Origin of the sequence: Streptomyces niveiscabiei (assembly GCF_033794345.1) — a bacterium.
In the GTDB taxonomy this organism is placed as follows: domain Bacteria; phylum Actinomycetota; class Actinomycetes; order Streptomycetales; family Streptomycetaceae; genus Streptomyces; species Streptomyces niveiscabiei.
In genome coordinates this window covers 152,461-173,440 of the sequence record NZ_JARAYJ010000001.1, presented here as the reverse complement: position 1 = coordinate 173,440, position 20,980 = coordinate 152,461, and the positions used below count along the sequence as shown (strand labels likewise).

Annotated in this window: 19 protein-coding genes; 13 read left to right on the top strand and 6 right to left on the bottom strand. The window is 72.7% G+C overall.

The features are described 5' to 3' along the window. Positions 1 to 72 precede the first annotated feature (72 nt). The 7 genes from PV682_RS00715 (at position 73) to PV682_RS00685 (ending at position 6,166) form a co-directional block, all read left to right on the top strand. Entirely contained in the window at positions 73 to 1,419 is a 1,347-nt protein-coding gene (locus PV682_RS00715) for a ferredoxin reductase family protein (RefSeq protein WP_319722839.1), read from the top strand. A gap of 10 nt (positions 1,420 to 1,429) precedes the next feature. Continuing rightward, positions 1,430 to 2,119 (top strand): FMN-binding protein, encoded by a 690-nt coding sequence (locus PV682_RS00710; RefSeq protein ID WP_319722837.1) that lies wholly within the window; start codon positions 1,430 to 1,432, stop codon positions 2,117 to 2,119. Positions 2,120 to 2,122: 3 nt separating this feature from the next. Then, positions 2,123 to 2,854 carry an FAD:protein FMN transferase gene (locus PV682_RS00705; RefSeq protein ID WP_319722835.1) on the top strand — a complete coding sequence of 244 codons (732 nt, stop codon included), beginning with the start codon at positions 2,123 to 2,125 and terminating at the stop codon, positions 2,852 to 2,854. 154 nt (positions 2,855 to 3,008) lie between these two features. Continuing rightward, positions 3,009 to 3,248 carry a hypothetical protein gene (locus PV682_RS00700; protein WP_319722833.1) on the top strand — a complete coding sequence of 80 codons (240 nt, stop codon included), beginning with the start codon at positions 3,009 to 3,011 and terminating at the stop codon, positions 3,246 to 3,248. Positions 3,249 to 3,552: 304 nt separating this feature from the next. Then, complete coding sequence (locus tag PV682_RS00695; RefSeq protein WP_319722832.1) at positions 3,553 to 4,794, top strand: ABC transporter ATP-binding protein; 1,242 nt, start codon at positions 3,553 to 3,555, stop codon at positions 4,792 to 4,794. Further along, positions 4,791 to 5,501 carry an ABC transporter permease gene (locus PV682_RS00690; protein WP_055719046.1) on the top strand — a complete coding sequence of 237 codons (711 nt, stop codon included), beginning with the start codon at positions 4,791 to 4,793 and terminating at the stop codon, positions 5,499 to 5,501. The genes PV682_RS00695 and PV682_RS00690 overlap by 4 nt, the downstream gene beginning before the upstream one ends. After that, the gene (locus tag PV682_RS00685; protein WP_319722829.1) at positions 5,498 to 6,166 is read left to right on the top strand and encodes an ABC transporter permease; all 669 of its coding nucleotides are present in this window, start codon (positions 5,498 to 5,500) and stop codon (positions 6,164 to 6,166) included. Before PV682_RS00690 ends, PV682_RS00685 begins: the two co-directional genes overlap by 4 nt. Before the next feature lie 54 nt (positions 6,167 to 6,220). On the opposite strand, the gene PV682_RS00680 is transcribed toward PV682_RS00685, so the two are convergent. From PV682_RS00680 to PV682_RS00660, 5 genes are read right to left on the bottom strand one after another with little or no spacing between them, the layout of a single operon-like run. After that, a complete protein-coding gene (locus tag PV682_RS00680; protein ID WP_319722827.1) occupies positions 6,221 to 6,628 on the bottom strand; it encodes a RidA family protein in 408 nt (135 codons plus the stop codon). Between the two features lie 37 nt (positions 6,629 to 6,665). Next, positions 6,666 to 7,265 carry a GTP-binding protein gene (locus PV682_RS00675; RefSeq protein WP_319722825.1) on the bottom strand — a complete coding sequence of 200 codons (600 nt, stop codon included), beginning with the start codon at positions 7,263 to 7,265 and terminating at the stop codon, positions 6,666 to 6,668. Beyond that, entirely contained in the window at positions 7,252 to 7,680 is a 429-nt protein-coding gene (locus PV682_RS00670) for a DUF742 domain-containing protein (protein ID WP_319722824.1), read from the bottom strand. Before PV682_RS00670 ends, PV682_RS00675 begins: the two co-directional genes overlap by 14 nt. 37 nt (positions 7,681 to 7,717) lie before the next feature. Continuing rightward, entirely contained in the window at positions 7,718 to 8,224 is a 507-nt protein-coding gene (locus tag PV682_RS00665; protein ID WP_055719041.1) for a roadblock/LC7 domain-containing protein, read from the bottom strand. Next, positions 8,221 to 10,860: an ATP-binding protein gene (locus tag PV682_RS00660; protein WP_319722822.1), complete on the bottom strand. Its 2,640-nt coding sequence runs from the start codon at positions 10,858 to 10,860 to the stop codon at positions 8,221 to 8,223. Before PV682_RS00660 ends, PV682_RS00665 begins: the two co-directional genes overlap by 4 nt. 424 nt (positions 10,861 to 11,284) lie before the next feature. Here PV682_RS00660 and PV682_RS00655 point away from each other — a divergent pair, with 424 nt between their 5' ends. The 4 genes from PV682_RS00655 to PV682_RS00640 all read left to right on the top strand — a co-directional run bounded on the left by PV682_RS00655 (position 11,285) and on the right by PV682_RS00640 (position 16,135). Then, positions 11,285 to 12,241 (top strand): ABC transporter substrate-binding protein, encoded by a 957-nt coding sequence (locus PV682_RS00655; protein ID WP_319722820.1) that lies wholly within the window; start codon positions 11,285 to 11,287, stop codon positions 12,239 to 12,241. Positions 12,242 to 12,246: 5 nt separating this feature from the next. Then, complete coding sequence (locus tag PV682_RS00650) at positions 12,247 to 14,004, top strand: aromatic amino acid ammonia-lyase (RefSeq protein ID WP_319722818.1); 1,758 nt, start codon at positions 12,247 to 12,249, stop codon at positions 14,002 to 14,004. A gap of 255 nt (positions 14,005 to 14,259) precedes the next feature. After that, positions 14,260 to 14,667 (top strand): ankyrin repeat domain-containing protein, encoded by a 408-nt coding sequence (locus PV682_RS00645; RefSeq protein WP_319722816.1) that lies wholly within the window; start codon positions 14,260 to 14,262, stop codon positions 14,665 to 14,667. A gap of 166 nt (positions 14,668 to 14,833) precedes the next feature. Beyond that, on the top strand, positions 14,834 to 16,135 hold the full coding sequence (locus tag PV682_RS00640) for an MFS transporter (protein WP_319722814.1): 1,302 nt from the start codon (positions 14,834 to 14,836) through the stop codon (positions 16,133 to 16,135). On the opposite strand, the gene PV682_RS00635 is transcribed toward PV682_RS00640, so the two are convergent. Next, complete coding sequence (locus PV682_RS00635; protein ID WP_319722812.1) at positions 16,115 to 17,089, bottom strand: Lrp/AsnC family transcriptional regulator; 975 nt, start codon at positions 17,087 to 17,089, stop codon at positions 16,115 to 16,117. The genes PV682_RS00640 and PV682_RS00635 overlap by 21 nt on opposite strands. Positions 17,090 to 17,202: 113 nt before the next feature. Between PV682_RS00635 and PV682_RS00630 the strand changes: the two genes are divergently transcribed. Further along, positions 17,203 to 17,517 carry an ArsR/SmtB family transcription factor gene (locus PV682_RS00630; protein ID WP_319723331.1) on the top strand — a complete coding sequence of 105 codons (315 nt, stop codon included), beginning with the start codon at positions 17,203 to 17,205 and terminating at the stop codon, positions 17,515 to 17,517. 178 nt (positions 17,518 to 17,695) lie between these two features. Beyond that, entirely contained in the window at positions 17,696 to 20,965 is a 3,270-nt protein-coding gene (locus PV682_RS00625) for an HAD-IC family P-type ATPase (protein WP_407705561.1), read from the top strand. The last annotated feature ends 15 nt before the right edge of the window (positions 20,966 to 20,980 follow it).

The window sequence follows — 20,980 nt, the reverse complement described above, 5'->3', positions numbered from 1 at the left end:
TTACGACAGGGTATCGACAGCTCCCGGCGGCGAAGCTCGTGTCCTGAGAAGCCGATCTAGGAGTTTCAGCCCGTGACGACCGTCCAGCAGTCTCCCCCCACACCCGCCGCCACGGGTATCCGTCCGAAAGTCGTGGCCCGCACCGGCCTGTACGCCCTGCTCGCCGCGAACGTGGCCGCCGTCGCCTGGTTCGCGGCCGACGCCGGGTTCGGCTCCAACGCGCTGATCGTGCTCGGCCGCTTCACCGGCCTGTACGCGTCCCTGTTCATGGCCTTCCAGCTGCTGCTGGTCGCCCGCCTGCCCTGGCTCGACCGCCGCATCGGCATGGACCGCCTGACCAACTGGCACCGCTGGACCGGCTTCGGCCTCCTGTGGACCCTCGTCGGGCACGTCGTCTTCATCGCCTTCGGCTACGCCGACCTCGCCGGGACGATGGACCCGGTCAACCAGATCGTCAACCTCGCCGAGACCACCGAGGGCGTCCTGCGGGCCGTCGTCGCCTGGTTCCTGATCCTGGTCATCGGCGGCGCCTCCGCCCGCTGGGCCCGCCGCCGCCTCGCGTACGAGACGTGGCACTTCATCCACCTCTACACGTACGTCGCCGTCGTCCTCGCCTTCACCCACCAGGTCGCGATCGGTACGACCTTCACGGCGTCCCCGGCGGCCACCGCCTACTGGTACACGCTCTGGGGTGCAGCCCTCGGCTCCGTCGCGCTCGGCCGCTTCGTGCTGCCGCTGTGGCGCAACTGGCGCCACCAGCTGCGCGTCTCGGAGGTCGTCCCCGAGTCGGACAACGTCGTCTCCGTGCACATCACCGGCCGCGACCTCGACAAGATGCCCGCGCAGGCCGGCCAGTTCTTCCTGTGGCGCTTCCTCACCAAGGACCGCTGGTGGCAGGCGAACCCCTTCTCCCTGTCCGCCGCCCCCGACGGACTGCGCCTGCGCCTCACCGCCAAGGCGGCAGGTTCCGGCTCGGCGGGCCTGCGCCACATCAAGCCCGGCACCCGCGTCTTCGCCGAGGGCCCCTACGGCGCGTTCACCGCGCTGCACCGCACCCGCACCGACGCGCTGCTCATCGCGGGCGGCGTCGGCGTCACCCCGATCCGCGCCCTCATGGAAGACCTCACCGGGCACGCGATCGTCATCTACCGGGTCGGCTCCGAGCGCGACGCCGTCCTCTACGACGAGCTGCGCGACCTCGCGCACGCCAAGGGCGCCGAGCTGCACCTCGTCACCGGCCCGCCCGTCCCCGACCGCCTCGCGCCGGGCGGCCTCGCCGCGCTCGTACCGGACATCGCCGAGCGGGACGTCTTCCTGTGCGGGCCGCCGCCGATGATGAACGCGGTCCTCGGCACCCTGCGCGAGCTGGACGTCCCCAAGCCACAGATCCACTTCGAGCGCTTCAGCCTGGCGGGATGAGAGAAACACCGTGAAACGAGCCATTCCTGTTCTTGTCCTGTCCGTCGCCGGGCTGATCCCCGTCTTCCGGTACGAGCCGGGCGTCGCGTCCTCGTCGGCCGGCAGCAGTGCCGCGGTGGTCGCGCCCTCCCCGTCGGGTGCCTCGGGAACCGTGTTCTCCGGTCCGACCATCCCGACCGAGAAGGGCGACGTCCAGGTACAGATCACGTACCAGGGCGGGAAGATCAGCGCCGTCAAGATGCTGAAGCAGCCCGACCATCCGCAGACGACCGCCGCCGTGCCGAAGCTGATAGCGGCGACGCTGAGCGCGCAGAGCGCGGACATCGACACGGTGTCCGGGGCGACGATCACCAGCAACGGGTACAAGAAGTCGTTGCAGGCGGCGATCGACGCGCACGCGGCTTCCGCCTCCTCCGCGCCTTCCGGGGCCGCCGCCTCTTCGTCGAAGGTCGTCGCCGGGCCCACCGTCGGGACCGAGAAGGGCGACGTCCAGGTCGAGGTCACCTTCGACGGCGACAGGATCGCGGCCGTCAGGATGCTGAAGCAGCCCCACCATCCGCAGACGACGGCCGCCGTGCCGAAGCTCATCGCCGAGACGCTGGAGGCGCAGGGCTCGGACATCGACACCGTGTCGGGTGCGACCATCACCAGTGACGGCTACAAGGAGTCCCTCCAGGCCGCGATCGACGCGAAGGGCTGAGCTGTGCACCGGGTCGAGCACGTCATGGGGTTTCCGGTCTCGCTGCGGATCGACGACGAGGAGGTTCCCGAGAGCCTCGGGGACGCCGTCTTCGACTGGCTGCGCGAGGTCGACGAGCGGTTCAGTCCGTTCAAGCCCGGCAGCGAGGTCTCGCGGTACGGGCGGGGCGAGGTGGCCGACGGGGAGCTGAGCGCCGACCTCGTCGAGGTGCTCGGCCTGTGCGAGGAGTACCGGGTCGCCACCGGCGGAGCCTTCGACGTCCGGCTGCCCGGCCGGGACTTCGACCCGTGCGCCGTGGTCAAGGGGTGGTCCGTACAGCGCGCCGCCGACCTGCTGACCGGGGCGGGCGTACGGCGGTACTGCCTCAACGCCGGGGGAGACGTCGTGGTGCGCGGCGGGCCCTGGCGGGTCGGCGTACGCCATCCCGAGGCCGCCGACCAGCTGTGCGCCGTCCTGGAGCTGACCGAGGGGGCCGTCGCCACGTCCGCCCGGTACGAACGCGGGGACCACATCATCGACGGGCGTACGGGGGCCGCCGCCACCGGCCTCGACAGCCTGACCATCGTCGCGCCCTCCCTGACGCTGGCCGACACGGTCGCCACCGCCGCCTTCGCCATGGGCCGCGAGGGCGTCGACTGGGCCGCCGGGCGGGCCGGGTGCGAGGTGTTCGCCGTCGTGGCGGGCGGGGAAGTGCTGCGCACCGCCGGGGTGCCTGTGGTGCCCTCGGCCGGGTGAGCGGGTACGCGACCGATCCGGGGGCAGGGGTTCAGCTGACGTCCGACGCGTCCAGGCGGTAGAGGCCGGGGATCACCGGCTCACCGGACTCCAGGACGACCGAGGAGGCGGTCTGGTCGGTGGCGAGGGCCACGAGCCAAGTGACGCCGGTTTGGTGCCGCTTCGTGAACCGGTCGGCCAGGAGGCCCAGGGCAGAAACGGCTCCGGTAACCGCTGCCACAACTTCCGCGACCGGATAGACGGTTCCGGAGCCGGAGACCCGGCGCAGCAGCACTCCGCCCGCCCCGGTCAGCGCCGCGGCGCGCCGAAGTCCCGCTTCACCAGCCGGTACAGCAACGCGACCAAGTTGACGCCGAGTTCGGTCATCGGTAGCGCCAACTGCCAGGTGCTGTAACCGAAGAGGCGGGCCTTCCGGCTCTTCGTGCCGCTGTGTACGGCCGGGTCGTGGAAGGAGGTGCTGAGTGGACCGTGAGGGGCGGCGGGCTCACAGGTGTGTCACAGAGGGTTCGGGGCAGGTGCTCACAGGTGGTCGGCGGGGTGCCGGCGGGAGTGGTCGGCGGGGTGTGTCTCGTATGGCGAAATTCAGACAGTGGACCTGTTGAAGAGATGCAACACAAGCGGTCTACACTCTCCCCGCAACGGCCCGACACGCGTCGGCAGCGGGCTGATTCGGCCAGACCCGAAGGGTGTTCGGCGTTTTGATACGGATAGATTCAGTCACCAAGCGGTACCCGGACGGCACGACAGCCGTCGACCGGCTCTCCCTGGAGATACCGGACCGCGCGATCACCGTCCTGGTCGGCCCCTCGGGCTGCGGCAAGACCACCACCCTGCGGATGATCAACCGGATGGTCGAGCCCAGCGAGGGCACGATCTCCATCGACGGTGTCGACACGCGTCAGCAGCCGGTCAACACCCTGCGCCGGGGCATGGGTTACGTCATCCAGAACGCCGGCCTCTTCCAGCACCGCACGATCCTCGACAACATCGCGACCGTGCCCCGCCTATTGGGCGTGAGCAAGGCCGAATCCCGGGACCGCGCACGGGAGTTGATGGGCCGCGTCGGCCTGGACGCCGCGCTCGCGAAGCGCTACCCCTACCAGCTCTCCGGCGGCCAGCAGCAGCGCGTCGGCGTGGCCCGCGCGCTCGCCGCCGACCCGCCGATCCTGCTCATGGACGAGCCGTTCTCCGCGGTCGACCCCGTCGTCCGCAAGGGCCTCCAGGACGAACTCCTGCGCATCCAGGGCGAGCTGGGCAAGACCATCGTCTTCGTCACGCACGACATCGACGAGGCCGTGAAGCTGGGCACGATGGTCGCCGTGCTGCGTACGGGCGGCAAGCTCGCGCAGTTCGCGCCGCCCGCCGAACTGCTCTCCGACCCCGCCGACGCGTTCGTCGAGGACTTCCTCGGCGCGGACCGGGGCATCCGGCGGCTCTCCTTCTTCCCCGCCGAGGGGCTGGAGCTGCTCACCGGCCCGGTCGTCGCCGTCGACTCCAGCGCCGAGCAGCTCGCGACGGCGGCGGGCGCGGGGGCGAAGGCGGGGGCGCCGTATCTTCTGGTGACCGGGCTGGACGGCAAGCCGCTCGGCTGGGGCGAGCCCGGCAAGCTGGTCGCGGGACAGCTCGACGCCGGTCAACTCCTGTCCTGTGGGCGGCCGTTCGTCGCCGGGACCGACTCGCTGCGGGCCGCGCTCGACTGCGCCGTGCTGTCGCCGACGGGCTGGGCGGTCGGCGTGGACGGGGAAGGGCGGGTCGCCGGGGTGGTCTCCCAGCAGGCCATCGGGGAGGCCATTCGCGGGGCGCACGAGGAGAGTTCGAGCGCGGCGAAGCGGGCCGGCGGGCAGGCCGCGGACGCCGGCTCCGGCGCCGCATCCGGCCCGGGCGCCGCTTCCGGCTCCAACTCCGGCTCCGGTCAAGGCGACCCGAAGGTGCTCCGGTGAGCTACTTCGACGGCTTCTTCGACATCCCCAGCGACCTCCAGCACAGCTGGCTCGGCCTCATCGGCCTCCACCTGCGCGAGGCGCTGCTCCCGGTCCTCGCCGGGCTCGTGATCGCGCTGCCGCTCGGGCAGCTCTGCGTACGGCTCAAGTGGCTGTATCCGCCGGTGCTCTGGGTGACGACGGTCCTGTACGCCATCCCGTCGCTCGCCTTCTTCGTCGTCCTCATCGACTACACCGGCATGACCGAGCTGACCGTGATGATCCCGCTGACGGTCTACAGCCTCGTCGTCCTCGTCCCGGCGATCGTCGACGCGGTGCGGTCCGTGCCGCAGGAGACCCTCGCCGCGGCCACCGCGATGGGCTTCGGGCCCGTACGCCGGTACGTCCAGGTGCAGTTGCCGATCGCCGTGCCCGCGATCATCGCCGGGCTGCGGGTCGCCGTCGCCTCCAGCATCTCCCTCGTCAGCGTCGGCACGCTGATCGGGAACCAGGGCGCGCTCGGGAACCTGCTGCACGACGCGAACATCTACAACCGCCCCGAGCTGGCCTGGAATTCGGTGCTGACATCGGCCGCGCTCGCGGTGATCGTGGACGCGCTGCTGGTCGGACTGCGCACCCTGCTCACGCCGTGGATGCCGAAGAGCGGCCCGCGCCGCCCGAGGCCCGAGACGGTTCCCGCCGCCGCACTGGAGGACGCAGCCCGGTGAACGTCCTGCACTACATCAGCAACTTCTTCGAGAACGACGCCAACTGGAGCGGCTACGCGGGGATTCCGGCGCGGCTGTGGGAGCACGTCCAGTACTCGCTGGAGGCGCTCGGGTTCGCCGTCCTCATCGGACTGCCGATCGGCCTCGTCACCGGGCACTTCGGACGCGGCGGCAACGCGCTCGCGTTCGTCGCGACGGCCGCCCGCGCGCTGCCGACGTTCGGGCTCCTCGTCCTCGCCACGATGATCATCGGCTTCGGCATGCTGCCGGTGATGATCCCCCTGGTCATCCTCGCCGTCCCGCCGATCCTCGTCACCACGTACGAGGCGATGCGCTCGGTCGACCCGGCACCCGTGGACGCCGCGCGCGGCATGGGCATGGGGGAGGCCGGCATCCTCTTCCGCGTCGAACTCCCCGTCGCCCTCGGCCTGATCCTCAGCGGGGTGCGCTCGGCGGCCATCCAGATCGTCTCGACGGCGACCATCGCCGCGTACGTCGGGCTCGGCGGCCTCGGCCGCTTCATCATCGACGGCCTCTACCAGCACGACTACGAGAAGGTCGTCGGCGGCGCCACCCTCGTCGCCTTCATGGCCCTCGCGACGCTCGGCCTGTTCTGGGCGGTGGCCCGGTTCGCGGTGTCGCCAGGGGTGCGCCGAAGCGCGTAGCAACCGGTTGCGGCAACACAGGGCGGTACCTCCCGGTACCGCCCTCGCGTCGTCTCAGGCGGGCCGTACCGCGATGGCGTCGACCTCGAACAGCATCCCCGGCAGCGCGAGCGAGGCGACCCCGCTCAGCGTCTGCGCCGGGAAGCGGTCCCCGAACCGGGCGGGCAGGGCCTTGCCGAGGACCTCCAGCTTCGCGGCGTCGTGGTCGACGACGAACGTGCCCAGTTTCACGACGTGCTCGAAGCCGAGGCCGACCGCGGCCAGCGCCTCCGCGAGGTGGTCGAAGGCGAGTTCCACCTGGGCGGCGAAGTCGCCGGGGACCGGGGCGCCGGTCGCGTCGGAGGCGTACTGGCCGGAGACGAAGACGAGTTCGCCGGGTGCCGAGACGACATGGCTGTACACGAGCGGGGTCGGGTCGTGCAGGGCGGGCGGGTTGGTGATCGTACGGGCGTCGTTGCTCATGTCCGGGCCAACCCCCGCCGGCGGCCCGGCTATTCCCTCAGCCCTCCGTACGGGCCAGCGCCTGCTCCAGGACCACCAGCAACGCGTCGCGCACCGAGCCCCGTTCACGCGCGTCGAACACCAGCAGCGGGACGCCGTCGGTGACGTCGAGCGCCCAGCGGACCTCGTCCAGGGTGTGTTCGACCTTGCCGTCGAAGGCGTTGATGGCCACCGCGAAGGGGATCCGGCGGTGCTCGAAGTAGTCGACGGCGGCGTAGCAGTCGTCCAGGCGGCGGGTGTCGACGATGACGAGGCCGCCTACCGCGCCCTCGACGATGTCGTCCCACATGAAGCCGAAGCGCTCCTGGCCGGGGGTGCCGAACAGGTAGAGCTTCAGCGTCGGGTCGATGGTGATGCAGCCGAAGTCCATCGCGACCGTGGTCGTCGACTTGCGCGGCGTGTGCGACAAGTCGTCGACCCCCGCCGCGACTTCGGTGATCGCCGCCTCGGTGGTGAGCGGCTCGATCTCGGAGATCGAGCCGACGGCGGTGGTCTTGCCCACCCCGAAGCCGCCCGCGATCACCAGCTTCACCGGCAGCGGCGGCCGTTCCACGGCGACCGCGCCGGCGGCGCTGGTGAACGGTTCAGTCGGAGTCACGGAGTACCCCCCGGGAGTCGGGGATGGCCCGCAGGCCATCGATAACCCTGCGCAGGACGGACGCGTCGTGGATCGCGCCGGAGTCCGGCACGTGCACCGTCAGATGACCGGCCGCGCGCAGATCCTCGGCGAGGACCCGCACCACGTTCAGATGCAGCCGCAGCCGCGCCGCGATCTCCGCGATGGACTGCGGCCGGCGGCAGGCGGCGACGATGTCGTGCCGTTCGAAGGAGAGCCGGTCGAGCGCGTCGAGCCCGCCCGCCGTGGCCACCACCTGCGTCTCCACCGGCATCGCCCGCGCGGACTCGGCCGCCCCGGCCACCCGGCCCGCGGTGACCAGGAACGGCCGCACGGCGGAGGGCGGACGCGCCGCGCCGTCCTCTCCGGCGCCCTGCGGGGTGCGCCCGTCCGCCATCTTCGCCTGCTCTTCTCTTCTGGCGTACCGGCCGGTGTCAGCGGGTCCGGCTCGGGCGCCGGCCCTGCTGGTTCTGCTTGGCGGCGCCCACGGTGTTCTTCAGCTCCAGGACCAGCTGCGGGCTGAGCGCGCTGCCCGCCCGGTTCGCGAACACCGTCATCTCGTAGGCGATGTTGCCGAGCTTCGCCTCCTTGTCGGTGACGACGCCGAGGACCGCGCCGCTGCCGACCGAGGAGACCAGCACATGGCCGCCCTCCAGATCGATGATGACCTTGTTCAGCCCGCCCAGACCGTAGTTGCCGGAGGCCCCGGCGGCCAGCGAGGTGATGCCGGAGACGATCGCCGCGAGCCGCTCGGAGTCCGCGTGCTCACGCAGCTCGGAGACGGCTATCAGCAGTCCGTCCGAGGACACGGCGATGGCGTCGACGACGCCCGCGGTCTCGGTGGCGAAACGGTTGAGCAGCCAGGTGAAATCGGCTGCGGCGGCCCGCAGATCGGTCGGCGTGGCCTCACCCGCGGGGGTGTCACCTGTCGACGTGCTCACTGCTCGGCTCCTTCCGGAAGGTGTTTCTGGTGGTGCGTGGGGTTCCGGTCGTCGGTGGGGGGTCGGCGGCTCGGCACATCGTCGTGCGTAAACGCTTTCTGCCTTGTTTCCGGACCATTCTCTCCGGAGCGTCCCCCCTCGGTGAAGGGGGCCGTCGTCTCGGCCGTATCGGCGTTCGCCCGCGCCACCGCGTCCTCGAACTCGTCCAGCGCGTCACGGACGGCGTCCGCGTCGGCGGGCCGGGAGGCGCGCGCACCCTGCCGCGCGGCGGCGTCCACCGTCGTCCGCAGGGTCGCGCCCCGCACCCGCCGCTTGAGCGGCCTCGGGCCGTCGGCCGGCGCGGGGTGCTCCTCCGAGCGGGCCCGGGGGATGAACGGGGCGGGGGGCTCGGCGGGTTGGGGGGTACGGCGGGGGAGCGGGGGGTCAGCGGCGTCCTGGGTACGCGCCCCGGTGACGTCCTTGCCGAGCCGTGAACTCCCGTCGGGAGCCGTGCCGTTGAGACCGGGCGCGGTGGGCGGACGCGGGGTCGTGGACGCCGGTGCCGTACCGTCTGCGTCGTCCGTCCCCACAGACCTCTCCGTGCTCGCTCGTCCCGCCTCTTCGCCGTCTGCCCCCGAACTCCCGGCCGAAACCGGGGACTTGTCGAGGGCCGGCGGCTCCTCGCCGCTCAGCGTCAGCAGCAGCGCCGACGGGAGCGCCACTTCGGCGGTGACGCCGCCACCGGGCGTACGGGAGAGGACGACCTCGATCTCCCAGCGCCGCGCGAGGGCGCCGACGACGAACAGGCCGAGCACCTTCGTCGGCACGAGGTCGAGCCGCTCGCGCCGCACCAGCCGGGCGTTCTCCTCGGCCAGCCGCTCCGCGCTCATCCCGAGCCCGTGGTCGACGACCGTGATGGACGCGCCCTCGGAGTGCGTGCGGACGGCGACCTCGACCGGCGAGTCTGCGGGCGAGAACGACACCGCGTTCTCCAGGAGTTCGGCCACCATCAGCGTGAGGTCGCCGATGATGTCGGGCTCGATCATCACCTCGGACGCGGCCCGCAGCTCGACGCGCTGATACCCCTCGATCTGCCCGAGCGCGGCCCGTACGACGTTGGTGAGCGCGGTCGGCCCCGAGTCGAGGACCGTCTCGCGGATACCGGCGAGCAGCATCAGGCTGTCGGCGTTGCGGCGCAGGCGTACCGCGATGTGGTCGATGGAGTAGAGGCGTTCGAGGAGCGCGGGGTCGGTCTCGCCGCGCTCCACCGCGTCGATCAGCGTGAGCTGACGGGTCGTCAAGTTGCTGACGCGGCGCCCCACGTTGCCGAACATCTCGGCGACGTTGCGGCGGCTGAGGACCTGACGCTCCAGCAGCGCGGCGGCCGTCGTCTGGACGTTGTTGAACGCCTCGGCCAGCTCACCGATCTCGTCGTCCGCCGTCACCGGCAGCTCGCGCAGGCGCGGCGAGCCGCTCTCCTCCGCGTCGTCGTCGGCGACGCGCGCCAGTTCACGCCCGGCGACGTCCGCGACCTCGCGCGCGGCCCCGGTCAGCGCCAGCACCGGCCGCACGACCGAGCGGCGCACCAGGACCGAGAACGCGATCCACAGGATGAACCCGATCGCCGCTAGGTTCAGCAGCAGTGTCACGCGCCAACGGGCGCTGCTGGCCGTGTCGTCGGCGCGGTCGGCGATCTGGCCGATCAGCGAGTCGGTGATCTTCAGCCGGTTCTCGGCCTGTTGCTGGTAGTCGCCGTACGCGGCGAGCGCCTGGCGCAGCGAGGTGCGCAGCGCCGCGGTCGACGTCGCCTGCAACGAGCTGGGGTCGACGGTGAGTTCGGCGTAGTGCTGGTCGATCGCGGCCTGCGCCGGGTTGTGCTCGATGCCGCCGAGCTCGTCGGCCTGCGCGGCGGTCGCGAACCGGTTGAACCGGTCGGTCTGGTACGTGTACAGCTCGTGCGCGCCGACCGCGCCGGTGAACTCGATGAGCGCGTTGCTGTCCCCGGTCAGCGCCGAGAACACGCCCGTCTCGTAGGCGCCGTGCGCCGCGTCCGCGCGCAGCAGGGAGTCCAGCAGGTTGCCGGTGAACGTCGTCGCCAGCGCCGAGTTGCGGTCCAGGCCCAGGCCGTCGATGAGGCCGCGCGCCGCGCCCGTGTACGCCGGGTCGATGTTGTCGGCGGGCAGATAGCCCTGCTCGATCGTCGACCTGAGCCCCCCGAGGCCCTCGATCTCGCGCAGCGCCTGCGCCTCGCCGGCCGGCAGCCGCCCGCCGAAGGTGTCGCGCACCTTCGTCACCTGGTTGTCCACCTGGACCTGCGCCACCCGGTAGGGGTCGGTCGAGGGGGTGCCGCCGTCGAAGGACGCCTCGTGACGCACCGACAGCAGGATCGCCTGCTGGTGCTCGGCCTCCACCAGGGAGACCAGCTTGGCCACTTGGGCGCTGTCGCGCACCAACTCGGCGGCCTCCTCGGCCCGCTGGGACTCCTGGACCAGGTCCGTGATGACGTACGTCATCAGGACGGCGATCACCGCGAGCGGCACGCCGACGAGGACGTTGAGCTTGCGCTGGAAGGGCCACCGGTCGGCGAGGGCCCGCAGCCCCCGGCGGCCGGGCGCTGGCGCCGGCCGGGTGGGCGCGTCCACCTCGTTCGTGGACACCGGGCCTCCTTCATGGCGGATGGTGCACCGCGCGCGACGCACACGGATGGCCGGTTCCGATCGGTCCCTGATTCTGTTCTGCTCCGATCGAGCCGGCGATCGATGCGTACCGCTGGACGACCGATGGTGATCGACGCCGACTGCGGCGAGGCTATCGCTTCCGCGAAGGCACGGGCACATCGCCCTGGGTCAAGAATCCATTACGAAGCGACGCCGACCACAACCAGCCACGTACGCAAGCGGAACGGCAAGCGGAGCCGGGTGAGCCGAGGAAAACGACGCGTATCGTTTACACAACTCCTCTTGACTGCCGAAGAACTGGCTGGCTTGGATCGAGAGACCTCATGCGAGGGACCTCCAGGCGCGTCGCCGGGGGGTCTTCAGGCGTATCGCCTCCTCTCCCCCCAAGCCGGAAACGGGAACAGTGACTTCTACCGCCCATCCCCGCAGATCCTTCCGTCGACACCCCGGCGCGGCGACAGCCGTGCTCGCCGCGGCGACGGTCCTGCTGGCGGGATGCAGCTCCGACGACACCGGCAGCAACCCCCTCGACGGGGGCGGGTCGGACGGCAAGTCGGTCGTCGTGGGGTCGAACAACTTCGCCGAGAGCACGCTGCTCGCCGACATCTACGGCGAGGCGCTCAAGGCCAAGGGCATCAAGGTCTCCTACAAGCCCAACATCGGCAGCCGCGAGACCACTTACGGCCTGCTCAAGAACGGCTCCATCCACGTTCTGCCGGAGTACAACGGCTCGCTGCTGGCCTACCTCGACGCCAAGGCCCCGCAGACCTCCCTGGAGACCGTGAACGCGGCGGCCAAGGCCAAGCTCGACTCCAAGCTGACGCTCCTGGAGTCCTCCCCGGCCGAGGACAAGGACTCCGTCACGATCAACGCGGAGACCGCGGCGAAGTACAGCCTCACCGCGACCTCGACCCTCGCGGACCTCAAGGACATAGCCCCCGACCTGATCCTCGGCGGCTCGCCCGAGTTCCAGACCCGCCACCAGGGCATGCTCGGCCTGGAGTCCGAGTACGGGGTGAAGTTCAAGTCCTTCAAGGCACTTGACGCGGGCGGCCCGCTCACGCAGGCGGCGCTGAAGAAGAACACCGTGCAGGCGGCGGACATCTTCACGACCGACCCGACCATCCTCAAGGAGAAGTTCGTCGTCCTCCAGGACCCGAAGAACCTCTTCGGCTTCGCGAACGTCACGCCGCTCGTCTACAAGAGCGCGCTCTCCGCGGAGGGCGTCGCCGCGCTGAACGCGGTCTCCGCGAAGCTCGACACGAAGACCCTCCTCGACCTCGACGCGCAGGTCCAGCTGGAGAACAAGGACCCGCTGGACGTCGCCAAGGCGTGGCTGAAGACGGCGGGCCTGGACTGACCCGCTTGGACACCACCGACCTGACCCGGGTGCCCGCCTCGCGCGCGGACACCCGGGTCGTTCTCACCGGATCGGCCCTCACCGCACGGGAGTTGACCGCCCTCGCGGACGGCGGGGCGGTCGCGGACATCGCCCCCGAGGCCCGCGAACGCGCCGTACGCTCCTGGCTGACAGCCCGTCAACTGGCCTCCATAGGACGCCTGTACGGCCGCGGCACGGGCGTCGGCGCCAACCGCTCCGTCCCGGTCACCACCGCCGACGAGTACGCCCACAACCTCCGCCTCCTGCGCAGCCACGCGGGCGGCGCGGGCACGCTGCTGCCCGCCCGGCAGGTACGCGCGATGCTCGCGATCCGCGCCAACCAACTCCTCGCCGGAGGCGCGGGAATCCAGCCCGCGATCATCGACGCGCTGGTGGAGGCGTTGCGGCTGGGGGTGCATCCGGCGGTGAACGAGTACGGAGGGCTGGGGACCGGGGACCTGACGGCGCTGGCGCAGACGGGGCTGACGCTGATCGGTGAACGGCCTTGGATCGGGGGTGGGTTGGAGGCGCTGGAGGCCGAGGGGGGAGTCGGGGCGGTCCCGGCGCCGGCCTCGGCCGGTGATCTGAGGGCGGGCTCGCTGTCGGTTCCGGCTGGTGCTTCGGGGGCGGACCCGGTGTCGGCGGCGGGGCCGGGTTTCGGGGCGGGTCTGGTGTCGGCCCGGGCCTCCGGGGCGGCGTCGGTGCCGGTTCCGGTCTCGGGCTTCGGAGTGGGGTCGGAGTCGGCACCGGTATCGGGTTCCGTGGCTGAAGAGGCATCGGTCCCGGTGGAGTTCGCCCGTCACCCCACCCCCGTCGCCCTTCAACCCGGCGACGCCCTCGCCCTGTTGAGCAGCAACGCCCTTGCTCTCGCTCAAGCCGCCCTTGCCTGGCGCGAGCTGGACGTCCTGCTGCGGGCCACGCATGTCGTCGCCGCGCTCTCGCTCGCCGCCGTGTCCGGGTCGGCTGAGGCGTACGCCGCTCCCGTGTACGCGCTGCGGCCGTACGCCGGTGCCGCGCACGCGGCCGGGGAGGTGCGGCGGCTGCTGGGGTGGCCGGAGGTGCCGGTCGTGGCCGCGCGGCGGGTGCAGGATCCGTACGGGTTCCGGGCGTTCCCGCAGGTGCACGGGTGTGCGCTGGACGCGGGGGAGCGGTTGCGGGAAGTCGTCGAGGTCGAGGTCAACTGCCCTTCCGAGAACCCCTTGGTGGACCCCGACGGGCTCACCGCCTACCACCACGGCGGCTTCTTCGCGGCGCCCCTCGCGCTCGCCCTGGACGGACTGAACCTGGCCCTCCTGAAGACGGCCCAGCTCTCCACCGCCCGCCTCTCCGCGCTCGGCCACCCCGAACTCACCGGCCTCGCCCCGTTCCTGGCGGACGGGCCGGCGAGCAGCTCGGGGGCGATGATCCTGGAGTACACGGCCAACTCGGCGCTCGCGGAGCTGCGTTCACAGGCGGCCCCGGCCTCCTCGGGGCACGCCGTGGTCTCCCTCGGCCTGGAGGAGGCCGCGAGCTTCGCGGGCCAGTCCGCGCGCCAGTCGCTGCGGGCGGCGGACGCGTACACGACCCTCCTCGCCTGCGAACTGGTCAGCGCCGTCAGGGCACTTCGGCTCCGGCCGACCCAGCCGCCGACCCCGGCCTTCACGACGGCCTCGGCCGCGCTGCCGACCGGCACGGACGACCGGCCGCTCACGGCGGACATCGCGGCGGCGGCCGAACTCCTGCCGACGCTGGCCGAGTTGTGAGCCGAGTTGCGGCGCACCCCTCGGCGTGGGGTAAGGTTTGATCACGAGCTGGCCGCCGAACAAGGCGGAACAGAACGCGCGTTGGTGGTCCAAGGAAAGACGTCCCGCTTCCTGCGGGGAGATGCAGGTGCAAGGCTTGCCCAGCGCTCAAGAAGAGAACCCGTCCCGGTTGGGGCGGGTTCTCTGCTGTCCGGGAGACGGTGGCCGAGAAAATCCGGAAGCGCATCCGGAACCCGCCCTCTAACCTCCCCTCCGATGAACAGAAGACGCCGGAAAAAGCTCACCCGCCGCCTGATGAGCGCGGCACTGCACGAGAACGGCACCGAGGTCGCCGCGCTCCTGAAGGCCGGCGCCGACCCCCGGGCCCGCGACGCCGACGGCACCACCCCCCTCTACGCGGCCAGTGTCCACGGCAACACCGAGGCCGTCCGGCACCTCCTGGCCGCGGGCGCTCCACCGGACGAGGAGAGCGCGGGCCTCGGCGCCGAGGGAACTCCCCTGTGCGCAGCCGCCTGTTGGGGCCACACCGACACGGTCCGCGTCCTGCTCGCGCACGGCGCCGACCCCGCCCTCCGCGAGGACCACGGCACGGGCCTCACCCCGCTGGAGTGGGCGAGGGCCGGGAACCACGCCGAGACGGTCGCCGTTCTGTCGGGGGTGTGAGCTTTCCTCGCCGACGGGCCCTCGTACGGAGGAAATCACCGATTCCCCCGCTCGCGCTGGAGCCCGCGCGGATCTCTCTCCGAACCTGACGCGAGCCGTCACCCGACGTGAACCGTCACCTGGCGGAGCCGTCGCCCGACGCGAACCGTCTCCGGGGAGAAACCGTATGAGAACGCTTGCTGCAACACGCCGTCCCGCCCTCGTCGCCCTCCTGACCGCCGAGGCCATGAACCTGCTCGACGCGACCGTCGTCCAGGTCGCCGCCCCCGTCGTCCACAGCGACCTCGGCGGCCCGGTGTCGGACGTGCAGTGGTTCACCGCCGCCTACACCCTGCCCTTCGCCGTCCTGCTGGTCCTCGGCGGCAGGCTCGGTGACATCGTGGGCCGGCGCCGGGTCTTCGTGACCGGCGTCGCCGGGTTCGCCGTCGTCTCGGCGGGGTGCGCGCTCGCGCCGTCCGCCGGGGTCCTGATCGCCCTGCGCGCGGTGCAGGGCGCGGCGGCGGCAGCCGTCGTACCGCAGACCGTCGGACTGATCAAGGCGATGTTCAGCGGGCCCGAACTGCCGCGTGCGCTCGGGTGGATCGGGCCGGTGATGGGGCTCGCGGGGGTGTGCGGGCCGCTGCTCGGCGGGGTGCTGACGCATACGGTGTCCTGGCGGGCCGCGTTCCTCGTGAACGTGCCGCTCGCGGTGGCCGTGCTCGTCCTCGCGCGGTCGCTTCCCGAGGACCGCGCTCCGGTCCGGCCCGGTCTCGACCTCACCGGCACGGGACTCGTCGCCCTCGGGACCGGGTTGCTCGTGTACCCGTTGATCGGTGTGTCCGGGGTGAGCCGGGTGCCGCTGGTCGCCGGGGCCGCCGTCCTCGCGGTGTTCGTCCTGCACCAGCGCCGTACGCCCGAACCCCTGCTGGAGCGCAGCCTGTTCGCCCAACGGGGTTTCCCCGCCGCCCTGTTCACCTCCACGGCCTTCTTCGCGGTGACCGGCGGGCTGACGACCGTCGTCGTGCTGCATCTCCAACTCGGCCTCGGTGAAGGCGTCCTGGCCTCGTCCCTGGCCCTCGCGCCCTGGTCCCTGGGGCTCGCCGTGGCCTCCTGGGCGGCCGGCGCGCACCTCGTGCGGCGGTACGGGCGGCGGCTGATGCCCGTGGGGCTCGGTGTGCTGGTCGCCGGGATTCTGGGGGCACTTGTGGTGCCGTTGCCGGTCGGGCTCGCGGTGGTCGGGGTGGGGGCGGGGCTGTTCACGCCCGCGTTCTTCACGCTCGCGCTGTCGGCCCTGCGGCTCCAGGAGACGGGGTCGGCGGCGGGGCTGCTGAACGCGGTGCAGCAGCTGGGGGCGACGCTCGGGGTGGCCGTACTGGGCCGGGTGTATCTCGACGGGACGCTCGAACTCGCCTTCCTCGCCGGGGTGTCGGTGATCGGCGTGAGCGCGGCCGGGGTGTGGGGGATGGGGTCAGCGGCGCGGCGGGCGTAGGGCCGGGGCGGGGCTCGCCCACTTGAGGGTGCGCAGGACCGGGCCCGCCTCCAGGGCGTCGATCGCGTCCAGGGCGCCCAGCCGGCGCGTGAGGTAGTGGTGGAGGTCGGCCGGGTCGCGGCACAGAGCCTGCGCGACGAGGCTCGTCGGGCCGGTGGCCGAGGCGAGGAACGCCAGCTCGTCGTGGGCCGACAGGGCCGCCGCGACCTCGTCCACGCGGGACGGGCGCACCGACAGCCACAGCAGGGCGCGGGTCGCCACGCCGAAGTGCGCCGCGTCGATCTCCACGTCGAAGAACAGGGCGTCGCCCGCGCGGAGTTCGGCCAGACGCCGGGCCGCGGTGGCCGCCGTCCAGCCGGTCGCACCGGCCAGGTCCGCGAGGGAGGTACGGCCGTCCTGCGCGAGCGCGGTGAGCAAGTCCCGGTCGGTGTCGGCGATCTGACAAGGTGTCGCCTCCGACTCCGGTTCCCTCAGGGCCTGTTGCTGGGCGGCGTCCAGAGCGTCCGCGCTGCGGCGCCAGTTCGCGGGGCCGCCGACGTACGTGTGCAGCAGGAGGTGCGCGGAGACCGAGGTGACGCCCGCCGTGCGCGGGACGTCGTGCAGGAGAAGGGAGTTGGTGTCCTGGGCGTCCGTCGGGGCGTGGACGACCGCCACGATCTCCGTGCCGCCCGAGACCAGCTTCACCCACGACGTGTCCCGTCTGCGGACCAGCGCCGCCGCGAGGTCCCGTACGGCGGCCGGTGCCGCCGTCAGGCGCAGCAGCCACTGGGTGCGGCCCTTTGTGTGCGGGTCCGCCAGGCCGACCACCCTGAGGCCCGCCTCCTCCCGCAGGCGCCGGTAGCGGCGGGCCACGGTCTGGCCCGAGACGCCGAGCACCTCCGCGATCCGGCTGAAGGGGGCCCGGCCGTCGAGGTGCAGCGCGTGCACGAGGGCGCGGTCGAGGTCGTCGAGCATGCGGGTCATCCTCGCGGTGGGCGTGCACGCCGTAAACTGGGGAAACCCGTTTCAGCAACACGTCAGCGCACAGGAGGTCGGCAGCCGTGGCGTTCGAGGACCCCTCCGCGGAGATGCTCACGCAGGCCGCCGAGCACTTCGGGCTGCTGGCGTCCCCGGCCCGCCTCCACATCGTCTGGGCCCTCGCCCAGGGCGAGAGCGACGTCACCGGCCTCGCGGAGCGGGTGGGCGGCGCGCTGCCCGCGGTGAGCCAGCACCTGACCAAGCTGAAACTCGCGGGCCTCGTCCGCTCCCGCCGCGAGGGCCGCCGCCAGGTGTACTTCGTCGACGCCCCCGACGTCGTCGACGTGGTCCGCCTCGTCCTCGGCCGTCTGAACGACCGGGCCGAGAGCACCGACGTCCCCCTTCCCCGCCTCCGTGGCCTCTGAGCACACGGACCCGGGGGAGGGCACGGGGTCGCGGAGGGACGGCACGGGGGGAGCGGGGGAGAGCGAGGGCGTTCCGGGCGGGGACGGGGATGGTGTGAGGCGGCTGGGTGGCGATGGGGTGTCGCGGGGTGACGGTGTGGAGTGGCCGGGTGGCGATGGGGTGTCGCGGGGTGACGGTGTGAGGCGGTCGGGCGGTGACGATGAGGCGTGCAGCGGTGATCCGAGCCGGTCGGGCGGCGACGAGGCTCCTTCCCGCGACGTGATCCGGCTCGGCGGCGCGACCCCGCACGGCGGCGACTCGGATCCGTCGCGCGCCGACGCGATGCCGTCGGGAGACGGGGCAGCCCTGCTGGGAGCCGAGGAGGGCCGGGCGCTCGACGGCGCGACCCCGCCGGCCTCGGCGATCGGCGGTGCCGCTTCGGGGGCACCGCCGACCGGCGCTGCGAGCGCCCCCACCGCGCCCGCCGACGCACCGGACTTCGCCGGCGCCGCCGGTTCGGGTTCTGCCGCTGCTTCGGTCCCTGCCGTCGCTTCGGGTTCTGCCGCTACGTCGGTCCCTGTCACCGCTCCCGGCTCTGCCGCCACCCCGGACCCCGCCACCCCTCCGGCCCTCGCCGACGCCACCGCCCTCGAAACCCTCCGGCGCCTGAACGCCCGCCCCCGGGGCCTCACCGAGGACGAAGCTGGTGCCCGCCTCGCCGAGTACGGTGAGAACACACTCCCCGGGACCTCCACCGTCGCCTGGCCGCGCCTCCTCCTCGCCGGGGTCCGTGACCCCTTCACCTGCGTCCTCCTCTGCCTCGGGCTCGTCTCCGCGCTGGTCTCCTCCTGGGGGACCGCGACCGTGATCCTCGCCCTCGTCGCCGTGAGCTGTGTGCTGCGGGCGAGCGGGGAGCGGCGGGCGGACCGATCCGTGGCCGCGCTGCGCGATCTGGTCGCCGGTACCGCCACGGTCGTACGGCGGCAGGGGCCGGACGGGACGCCGGGGAGCCGGGAGATCCCGGCCGCCGACCTGGTGCCGGGGGACGTGATCCGGCTGGGCCCGGGGGACCTCGTCCCGGCCGACGTGCGGCTGCTGCGGGCCCGCGGGCTCACCGTCCACCAGGCGGCGCTGACGGGTGAGTCACAACCGGTTGCGAAACACGCGCAGGGGCCGGGCGAGGGGCCGGCACCGGGACTCGCGAACGAGACGGAACAGAACGACACCACCTCCGGGAGCCCCGCGCCTCCGGCGGTCGCGGCCTCCAGAAACCCTGCGTCTTCGGCTGTCGAGCCCCCCGCGCCCCCCGCGCCTCCGGCCGTCACAGCCCCCGCGCCCCCTGCTTCTTCGGCTGTCGCGGCCTCCGGGAGCCCCGTGCCCCCGGCTGCCGCGCCCTCCACGTCTCCGGCTGCCACGGCCCCCGCTGCCCCGGCCCCCGCGCCCCCCGCGCCCCCGGCCGTCCCAGCCCCCGCACCCCCCGCTGCCCCAGCCCCCGACACCCCCACGCCCCCCTCCACCCCCACCCCCACGACCCCCCCTCCTTTCACCGCCCCCCACCTCTGCTTCCAGGGCAGCGACATCGCCACCGGCACCGCCACAGCCGTCGTTCTCGCGACCGGGGCCCGGACCCGCTTCGCCGCCGCCCACGCGCCCCCGGCGCGCCCGACGGGAAACGCCTTCGACAGGTCCGTGCACGGCATCTCCTGGGTCCTGATCAGGTTCATGCTGCTGACGCCGCCGCTCGTGCTGATGGCGAACGCCGCGCTGCGTGACCGGGGCCTGGAGACGCTGCCGTTCGCGGTCGCCGTGGCGGTCGGGCTCACGCCGGAGATGCTGCCGGTGATCGTCACGACGTGTCTCGCACGCGGGGCGACCCTGCTGGCGCGGTCGCACAACGTGATCGTCAAGCGGCTTCCGGCGCTGCACGACCTCGGCGCGGTGGACGTGCTGTGCGTGGACAAGACGGGCACGCTCACCCAGGACCGCCCGGTGCTGGAGCGCGGCATCGGGACGGACGGCGGCGAGGACGACGACGTCGTGCGCTGGGCCGCCGTACAGGCATGGTGGACGCTCCAACTCGCCGAACTCCCCGCCCCGGACGCGCTGGACGAGGCACTGCTGGACGCGGCGGGCGCGGTGGGGGAGGAGTACGACGGGGTCGACGCCGTGCCGTTCGACCCGCGGCGCCGGATCGCGACGGCGGTCGTACGGGGCCGGCGCCCCGGCACGCACCTGCTGATCACGAAGGGCGCGGTGGACGACGTCCTGGCCCGCTGCGACCTCACGGAAACCGAACGCAAACGGTTGCTGAAACTCGCGGCGACGGAGGCGGACGACGGCCTGAGGCTGCTGGCCGTCGCGACGGCGGAGCGCACCGCCCGCACCCGCCCCTACACCCCCGCCGACGAACGCGGCCTGACCTTCCGGGGCCTGGTCGCCTTCCGCGACGCCCTCGCGCCGAGCGCCGCCGAGGCGCTGCGGGGACTGGCCGCGCGAGGGATCTCCGTACGGGTCCTGACGGGCGACGCGCCCGGTACGGCGGCCCGCGCCTGCCGGGACCTCGGGCTCGACCCGGGCGAGCCGGTGACGCTCGGCGCCGACGGTGACGTACCCGAAGCAACCGTTTACTCCCGTTGCACCCCGCAGGACAAGGCCCGGGTCGTCGCCGCGCTGCGCGAGCGCGGGTACACGGTCGGCTTCCTCGGCGACGGCGTGAACGACGCGCCCGCCCTGCGCGCGGCGGACGTCGGGATCGCCCCGCGCACGGCCTGCGCGGTGGCCCGCGAGAGCGCGGACGTCGTGCTCGGCGAGAAGGAGCTGACGGCCGTCGGGCACGCGGTCACCGCGGGCCGCTACAGCAGCGGCAACATCGCCTCGTACCTGCGCGTCACCCTCTCCTCGAACCTCGGCAACGTCCTCGCGATGCTCTCCGCTGGCCTGCTCCTGCCGTTCCTGCCGATGCTCCCCGCGCAGGTCCTCGTGCAGAACCTGTGCTTCGACGCGGCGCAGCTCGCCTTCGCCTACGACCGCCCCTCCGCGTCCGCCCTGCGCCGCCCGACCGTCCTGCGCCCCCGCTCCTTCCTCGCCCTGATCACCGGCTTCGGCGCGCTGAACGCGGTCGCCGACCTCACGACCTTCGGCATCCTCGCGTACGGGCTGCGCGGCCCCGACGAGGTGGACGACGAGGCGCTCTTCCACTCCGCCTGGTTCACCGAGAACCTCCTCACGCAGGCGCTGGTGATGGTCCTGCTGCGGGCCGGCCGGCACGCCGTACGCGGGGGCCGCCGCCCGGGGCCGGTCGGCTGGGCGGCGGCGGCCTTGATCGGCGTCGGCCTGCTCCTGCCGCCGAGCCCGCTGGGCGGCGCGCTCGGCATGACGGGGCTGCCGCTGCCGTACTACCTGATGCTGGGGGCGGTACTGCTGCTGTACGCGCTCGCACTGAGGCCGCTGGCCCGCCGGCAGCCGTAGCCGCGCCCCTCAGCG

Bases quoted from the DNA above. Each gene is read 5' to 3' on its own strand.
- PV682_RS00680 (WP_319722827.1), bottom strand. From the start codon at position 6,628: ATGAGCAACGACGCCCGTACGATCACCAACCCGCCCGCCCTGCACGAC.
- PV682_RS00670 (WP_319722824.1), bottom strand. From the start codon at position 7,680: ATGGCGGACGGGCGCACCCCGCAGGGCGCCGGAGAGGACGGCGCGGCG.
- PV682_RS00645 (WP_319722816.1), top strand. From the start codon at position 14,260: ATGAACAGAAGACGCCGGAAAAAGCTCACCCGCCGCCTGATGAGCGCG.
- PV682_RS00640 (WP_319722814.1), top strand. From the start codon at position 14,834: ATGAGAACGCTTGCTGCAACACGCCGTCCCGCCCTCGTCGCCCTCCTG.
- PV682_RS00635 (WP_319722812.1), bottom strand. From the start codon at position 17,089: ATGCTCGACGACCTCGACCGCGCCCTCGTGCACGCGCTGCACCTCGAC.
- PV682_RS00630 (WP_319723331.1), top strand. From the start codon at position 17,203: ATGCTCACGCAGGCCGCCGAGCACTTCGGGCTGCTGGCGTCCCCGGCC.